This is a genomic window from Paraburkholderia sp. (assembly GCF_035948235.1).
In the GTDB taxonomy this organism is placed as follows: domain Bacteria; phylum Pseudomonadota; class Gammaproteobacteria; order Burkholderiales; family Burkholderiaceae; genus Paraburkholderia.
Map to the genome: position 1 here is coordinate 1 of NZ_DASZJJ010000349.1, position 7,145 is coordinate 7,145.

At 65.8% G+C, this 7,145-nt stretch carries 6 protein-coding genes and 1 pseudogene; 3 read left to right on the plus strand and 4 right to left on the minus strand.

Annotated features, from left to right (window positions below; genetic code table 11):
* A pseudogene (locus VG320_RS31010) lies at positions 1–392 on the minus strand (sulfonate ABC transporter permease); the annotation flags it as partial.
* A 554-nt stretch (positions 393–946) separates the two neighbouring features.
* Between VG320_RS31010 and VG320_RS31015 the strand changes: the two are divergent.
* Both VG320_RS31015 and VG320_RS31020 read left to right on the plus strand, forming a co-directional pair.
* Positions 947–2,626, plus strand: coding sequence for a diguanylate cyclase (locus VG320_RS31015; protein ID WP_327203890.1), 1,680 nt, complete (start codon positions 947–949; stop codon positions 2,624–2,626).
* A 202-nt stretch (positions 2,627–2,828) separates the two neighbouring features.
* On the plus strand, positions 2,829–3,095 hold the full coding sequence (locus VG320_RS31020; protein WP_027816578.1) for a hypothetical protein: 267 nt from the start codon (positions 2,829–2,831) through the stop codon (positions 3,093–3,095).
* 109 nt (positions 3,096–3,204) lie between these two features.
* Here VG320_RS31020 and VG320_RS31025 read toward each other — a convergent pair whose 3' ends face one another.
* The gene (locus VG320_RS31025) at positions 3,205–4,518 is read right to left on the minus strand and encodes an ATP-binding protein (RefSeq protein WP_327203891.1); all 1,314 of its coding nucleotides are present in this window, start codon (positions 4,516–4,518) and stop codon (positions 3,205–3,207) included.
* Positions 4,502–5,233: a response regulator gene (locus VG320_RS31030; protein WP_027816580.1), complete on the minus strand. Its 732-nt coding sequence runs from the start codon at positions 5,231–5,233 to the stop codon at positions 4,502–4,504. Before VG320_RS31030 ends, VG320_RS31025 begins: the two co-directional genes overlap by 17 nt.
* A gap of 236 nt (positions 5,234–5,469) precedes the next feature.
* Here VG320_RS31030 and VG320_RS31035 point away from each other — a divergent pair, with 236 nt between their 5' ends.
* Entirely contained in the window at positions 5,470–6,030 is a 561-nt protein-coding gene (locus tag VG320_RS31035) for a periplasmic heavy metal sensor (RefSeq protein WP_327203892.1), read from the plus strand.
* Between the two features lie 165 nt (positions 6,031–6,195).
* Here VG320_RS31035 and VG320_RS31040 read toward each other — a convergent pair whose 3' ends face one another.
* Complete coding sequence (locus VG320_RS31040) at positions 6,196–6,906, minus strand: pirin family protein (protein ID WP_327203893.1); 711 nt, start codon at positions 6,904–6,906, stop codon at positions 6,196–6,198.
* Between the last annotated feature and the right edge of the window lie 239 nt (positions 6,907–7,145).

A 7,145-nucleotide genomic window follows, 5' to 3' on the forward strand; every position in this document is an offset into this window, starting at 1 on the left:
GGGAACAGCGCGAGGAAGAACGTGACCGTGAACGAGATGTAGCCCAGCACCGGCACCGACTGAAGAATGTCGAGGATCGGCACCAGCACGAGGCCCGCGCGGCGGCTCTTGGCTGCCAGCGTGCCGTAGGCCAGCGTGAAAATAAGCGAGGCGATCATCGCCGCCAGCATGCGCAACGTCGTACGTAGCGCGTACTCGGGCAGATTCGCGGGATCGAGCGAGATCGCCTGGGTCTTGAGCACGGCGATCGGCGCCATCGTCTGGTGAAAGCCGACGGCCGCCATCGCGATCAGGCAGATGATGAGCGGGAACGCGACGAAGTCCCAGCGATTGGGCAGCACGCGCCACGCCGAAACATTGGCCGTGCGATTGAGGTTGAAGCTGAAGTCCATTCAGGCGCCCTCCCCGCATGGCGGGAGATGAACACTAAAAGCAGCACAGCGAACGGCGCGGTGCGCGAGGCGCTGCGGGAAACGGCTATCGGGAAAGGCAAGACGCATGGACTCGGAATTTCATTAGCGTGGATTTGCGCCAGACGGCGCGGGTCAGCCTTGCTCAGGAACGGCACGACACTACACCAACATTCATGACACATTCAACCGTGCGCACGACATCCGCGACTTGCCGCAAAGGCCCGTCCGGCGGGGCTTTCGAGCCGCTTTCGGAGGCATTCCGGCGACCTTCCAGCGCCTGTCGCCGCGATTGCGCCGCCGGCCCCTTCTGAGCGCTCCGGCATGCGCACTGCATGAGCACGGCAGGCTGCGAACCGTTCGCGCAGGTTTTGCGTGTGGATTACGGACGTATGCGCACCTTTTGCGCCTTCTCCCCTGTCATTCGAGAGTTAAAATCGCGTCACGGCATGGCTCGCCGACAGTCCCACAGGATGCCGCGCCACGACGCCGGGTTACCCGAGCGCCCACCCTCGCACTCACGAACCAGAAGGCCGATGAACAGGAGACTCTTGCGTCAGGCTGTCGGACCCATCGGGGTCGTGGTGGTCGCGCTCGTCTGCTGGCTGGGCGCCGGCTGGCTCGCCGACCGCATGGTGCGCCAGGAACTCGACGCCGCGCTCGGTTCGCAGCGCCAGATGACGCGCTCGGTGGTCGACAACATGGCCGAGGTCATCGCCAGCGACCTGTCGATGTCGCGCGCCATTCCCGCCACCATGGCCGAAACCCAGATTGTTCAGCAGGCGCTGAGTACGGCCGCGCATTATGCCGCCTCGCACGCCTCGACGGAACTGGCGCGGCGCGAAGAACTGCAGCATGTGCCCGCGCTCACGGGCGTCAACCGCTTCCTGCACGACGCCCAGGGCTTCTCCGGGCTCGATGCCATCTGGCTCGTGAACGCCAACGGCATTTGCATCGCGTCGAGCAATGCGATGGACAAGATTTCCTACGTGGGCGTGGACATGCGCCCGCGCGCCTACCTCACCGATACCTTGCTCGGCGCGTTTTCCGAAACCTACGGCGTGGGCACCTCCAGCGGCGAACCCGGCATTTTTGTGGCAGCGCCCGCTTATGACAATGGACTGCTGGTGGGCGCGGTGGTCGCCAAGGTCAGCATCGCGCGGCTGCGGCACTGGGTCACGCATCCGGGCACCTTCGTGTCCGACAGCAACGGCGTCATCGTGATGGCGCACGACAGCAGCCTCGAAGGCCTGGCAATGCCGGGCTCGCACGTCGAAGAGATGAACGCCGTCGATCGCGTGAACACCTATCTGCGCGAACGTTTTAGCGAGATCTCCCTGCAAAGCGCCGCGCGCGCCGCCAGTTCACAGGCGCCGTGGATGCCCGAGGCCGATGCGCAAACGCTCGTCGATCTACCCGGGCGCAATACGCCCGCGCTCTACGAGGAACGCGGCGGGCTCAATTCGGGGCTGTCGGCGCATCTGGTCGATCCGCTTTCTGCCTGGCCCGAACTGCTCGGCAATCATCGGCGCGACCGGCTGCTGATTTTTCTGACGCTCGCGGGGTCGGCGGCGCTCGCGGCGGTGATTTCGATTTCCTGGGTGCGCGAGCGGCGTCTGCATCGCGCAAGCCGCGATCTGACCGGCCAGTTGCAGGCCGCCAACGCGCTGCTCGCCGCCGAGGCGCGTCACGATGCGCTCACCGGCTCGCTCTCGCGGCGCTACTTCCTCGACCTGCTGCGCCGCGAGATCGACGCGGCCTATGCGAGCGGCCAGCCGCTGTGCATGGCCATCGCCGATCTGGATCACTTCAAGCAGATCAACGACCGCTTCGGCCACCCGGCGGGCGACCGCGCCCTGCAGCATTTTGTCGAGACCTGTCGCGCCGAGCTGCGCTCGGACGACGCGGTCGGTCGGCTGGGCGGCGAGGAATTCGGCATCCTGCTGCCGGGCACCGCGCTGCCGACCGGGCACGACGTGATCGAACGGCTGCGCCGCGAAGTGAAGGCGAGCCAATGCGCGGGACTGCCGGCCGAAGCGAGCCTGAGCGTGAGCATCGGCATCACCGAACTCGCGCCGTCCCAGGATCAGCCCGAGCGGCTGATGAGCCGTGCCGATCTGGCGCTCTACATGGCCAAGGCGGGCGGACGCGATCGCTGCGAAGCGATGACTGCCGACGGCGCCGTGCCGCCGCGCACCGCCGCCGAAACATGGTGATATCTGCGGTGAGATCCGAGGTGAAATCGGTAACCGCCCGAAAGACGCGCGCATGGTGCACTGCAAGGCTCGCCCGGGGCTTTGGCCTGCAACGCGGTATCATCGGTTAAACGGGGTGTGTGAAAAGCGAACAACGCGCGCGGCGTCAGTCGCGGCGCGCGCTATTTACGCACCGTAGTCACAGCACATTGAGGAGGCATGCATGAAGGGAAATCTGGTCATCGTCTGTCGCGATCAGGATGCTCTCGCGTTCGACCAGTTGATGGTCGAGTACGGGGCGTTTCAAACGCGCCTGTCATCGACCGCGTGGTACCTGAAGCTCGAGGCCGCGCCTGAGCTGGTGCAGGAAGAGATTCTTGCCCGCCTCGGCAAGTACACGACGCATTACATCTTCGAGGCGGGCAGCGTGACTTACAACACCGTCGACAACGAAGCCGCCGCTGCACTCGACACGCTGTTTTCTGTTTGACTGCCGGTTGATTCAAGCCTGAATCCGGCTTGATCTTGCGCCCGCACGAGACGGGCGCGCCCTCGGAAACCCCATCCCTACCCTCTATCCAGTCAGCGCCGCGAGGCGCTCACCAGATCTGCGCCGCTTCGGCGACTGTACGCTCCACCACTTCGAACGGAAACGTCATACGCACCGCGAGGCCGCCGCTTTCGCCGTTGCCGATGGCGATTTCGCCACCCGCACGCCGCACGAGACGCTCCACGATCGCCAATCCCAGGCCGCTATGGCCGTTGCCGCCGCGCGCCGGATCGAGCCGCACGAACGGACGGCTGGCCTGCGTGAGGTCCTGGTCGGCGATGCCCTTGCCGTGATCGCGCACACACAGCGTAAAGCCGTCCGAACCACGCGAAGTTTCGATCACCACCGGCGGCGCGCCATAAGCATGCGCGTTGTCGAGCAGATTCGACACCACGCGATCGAGCGTGGCCGCAGGCAGACGGAAATCCGGCCCGGCCTTGAAGCGCCGCTCGATCATGAGCGTCTCGCCGCCCACCGTGCGGTAATTGCGCGCGATGCGCTCGCACTGGTCGTCCACTTCGAGCGGCTCGCTGCGGTCCGCGCCGTCGTGCGCGAACACCAGGAATTGATCGACGATATGCGCCATCGAATCGACATCGCGCACCACGCCGTCACGCATCTTCTGCTCGTCCATCATTTCGGCGCGCAGGCGCAGGCGCGCCAGCGGCGTCTTGAGATCGTGCGCGACGCCCGCAAGCATCACGGCGCGGTCCTTGTCGGTCTGCTCGACTTCCTTGACCATCTGGTTAAAGCCGCGCGTGAGCTGGCGCAACTCGCGCGGCCCGCGCTCGTCGAGCGGCGGCACCGGCTGGCCGCGCCCAAAGCGCGCCACCGCGTGAGCGAGCGCGCGCAGCGGTTTTTGCACCATCCACGCGGCCACCAGCGCGGCCACCAGCGCCGCCGAGAAAATGATGATGAACCACGGCGCGCGATCCATCGGCCGCATGATGTGCAGCGGCTGACCCGGCACGACGATCCATTGCGTATCGGTCGGCCCCTTCACCCACAGCGTGGGCGGACGGCCGGGTTGGCCCACGCGCACGTCGGTGCCCGGCGGCATGCGTTCGCGCATGTCGTCGATAAAGCGGCGCAGCGGCTCGGGATAGTCGTTGCGCAGCGCGGGCACTTCGGGACTGTCGGGCGCGATCACGCGCACACGCGAAGGCAGCGGCTGGTCCGGCTCGCGCTCGACGTGCTGGCGCACGGCGTCGACGAGGAACATGGCCTCTTCGACGGCGTAACGCGTCTGCAACTGGTCGCGCTCCAGACGCATGAGCGCGAACCACGCGACGTGCGAAAACAGCAGAACGCCGACAAAGAGCAGCGCCAGGCGCCCAAAAAGCGAATCAGCCGGCCGGCGCATGGCTACCCTGTTCACCGTCCGGCACGAACACATAGCCGCGGCCGCGCACGGTCTGGATAAAGCGCGGCGTGGACGGATCGGATTCGAGAATGCGGCGCAGGCGCCAGACCTGCACGTCGATGCCGCGGTCGGTGCCGTCGTATTCGGGACCGTGCAGCAGTTCGAGCAGGCGCTCGCGCGTGAGCGTGCGCATGGGGTGGTTGACGAAAATCTTCAGGAGCGCGAATTCACTGCCCGACAACATGATGGGCTTGCCTTCCTGCTGCAGCGTGCGCGACTGGAAGTCGAGCGTGAAGCGGCCGAACGAGAACGGCTCGCGCTGTTCGGGCGCGGCCGCCGACGGCACCGTGCGGCGCCGGCGCAGCACGGCCTGCACACGGGCCAGCAGCTCGCGCGGATTGAAGGGCTTGCCGAGGTAATCGTCAGCGCCGAGTTCGAGACCGACGATGCGATCCACGTCGTCCGCGCGCGCGGTCAGCATGATCACGGGTATGTCGTCGCCCGACGCGCGCAGCTTGCGCAGCGCGGTGAGGCCGTCCACACCCGGCATCATCAGATCGAGCACGATCAGATCGGGGCGCTCGCGCTCGAGGCGGCGCTCGAGCGAGCCCGCGTCGTGCAGCACCGACACTTCCATGCCTTGCCGCGCCAGATAGTCGCGCAACAGATCGCGCAGTTCGACGTCGTCATCGACGACCAGAATTTGAGTAGCCATGGGACGAAGTTTAACGCGCGCATGCAGGCCGTTTGCTTACACGGACCCGCTTTGGGTTACGAGAAGTTACCGCGAAAGGCCGCCGTAATGTCGCGTAATGACAGCAGCCCAAGCCGTAACACGAAGGGCACGACCGGTCTATACGCTAGGGACACCGGTTGCGGACGCCCGCATCTTTTTGTGAAGCGCCGTGCCATACCGGACCAAACCTTCAAGGATTTGTCAGGAGCATCACCATGTACAAGACCCCTTCGCGCCTTCTCGCGATCGCCGCTGCCTCCCTCGCTCTCACCCTCGGCGCAACTGCCGCCCAGGCCCAGACGCCCCCGCCGCCCCCGGGCGGTCCCGGCATGATGCATGGCCCGCACGGCGGCCCGGGCATGCATGGCGACTTCATGATGGGCATCAAAAAGCTGCACGACAAGCTGAATCTGAACGCCGCGCAGGAAAAGCAATGGCAAGCCGCCGTCGACACCATGAAGCAGAACGGCCAGGCCATGCACAAGAACCGCGAGCAGATGAAGCAGCAGTTCGACGCGCAGAAGAACCAGCCGATCCTCGATCTGAACGCAATGCACAGCGCGCATCAGCAGATCGACCAGCAGGACGCGCAACTGCGCGAGCAGACCGCGCAAGCCTGGCTCGCGTTCTATAACGGCCTGAACGACCAGCAGAAGACCACCGTGAGCACGGCGCTCAAGGAACACTTCGCGAAGATGGAACAGCGCCACGAGAAGATGCGCCAGCGCTGGGAGCAGCACGGCAAGGGCGCGGCTTCGGCCCCAGCTGCGCAGTAAGCCTGAGTAAGTCTGGGCGAGCGGCTGATCTGGCGCCGGATCGGCGGATCGCTGGCTCGCCTGACGCAAAAACGCCGCGGGATTCGCATCCCGCGGCGTTTTTTTTGGGTCGGCGCTCAGGCCACCCGTTCAGGCTACCGCTTAGGTCACCGCTTAGGCCACCGCTTATGCCGCCGCTTTTGCCACATCAAACAGCAACACCTCGGCCTGATCGCCGTGCGCGAGCGTGACCGCCGCCTCGGCCTCGATCATCGCCGCGTCGCCGGCATTCAGGCGCTGGCCGTTCACTTCCAGCGCGCCGCGTGCGACGTGCACATAGGCGCGACGCCCCTGCGCCAGCGGGTAGTCGGCGCGCTCGTCGGCGTCGATCAGCGCGGCGTGGATCGACGCGTCGGTCTGCACCGTCACCGAGCCGTCGCGGCCATCGGGCGAAGCGATCAAGCGCAGACGGCCGCGCTTGTCGGCGTCGTCGAAACGCTTTTCCTCGTAGCCCGGCGCCCCGCCGCGCGCGGACGGCAGCAGCCAGATCTGCAGCAGATGGGCTTCTTCATCCGGCGAAGCGTTGAATTCGCTATGCATCACGCCCGTGCCCGCGCTCATGCGCTGCACGTCGCCCGGGCGGATAGTCGAGCCGTTGCCCATGCTGTCGCGGTGCGCGAGCGCGCCGGACAGCACATAGGTGACGATCTCCATATCGCGGTGGCCGTGCGCGCCAAAGCCCTTGCCGCCGGCGATGCGGTCGTCGTTGAGCACGCGCAGCGCGCCGTAGTGGACGTGTTCCTCGTCGAAATAGTCCGCAAACGAGAAGCTGTGATACGAGTCGAGCCAGCCGTGATTGGCGTGGCCGCGTTCGTCGGAGCGTCGGATGGCAAGCATGGGGTTCTCCGGTAAGTCGTAACGATGTTTGAAGCGATAAGACAAGATAGGGGCGCAAGGCCGCCAGGACAATCCGTAGCGGCGCACCGGATCGTTTCACCAGCAACGTCAATCGCCCGCGCTACAAGGCCGATTAGCGTCACCGACGCCCCACTCTGTCAGACTCTGGCGACAGCTATAGCGGGAACGGTCCGCGCAGGCGTGCGCTTCGGGTAAAATACCGCCCTTTTCGGCCGGCG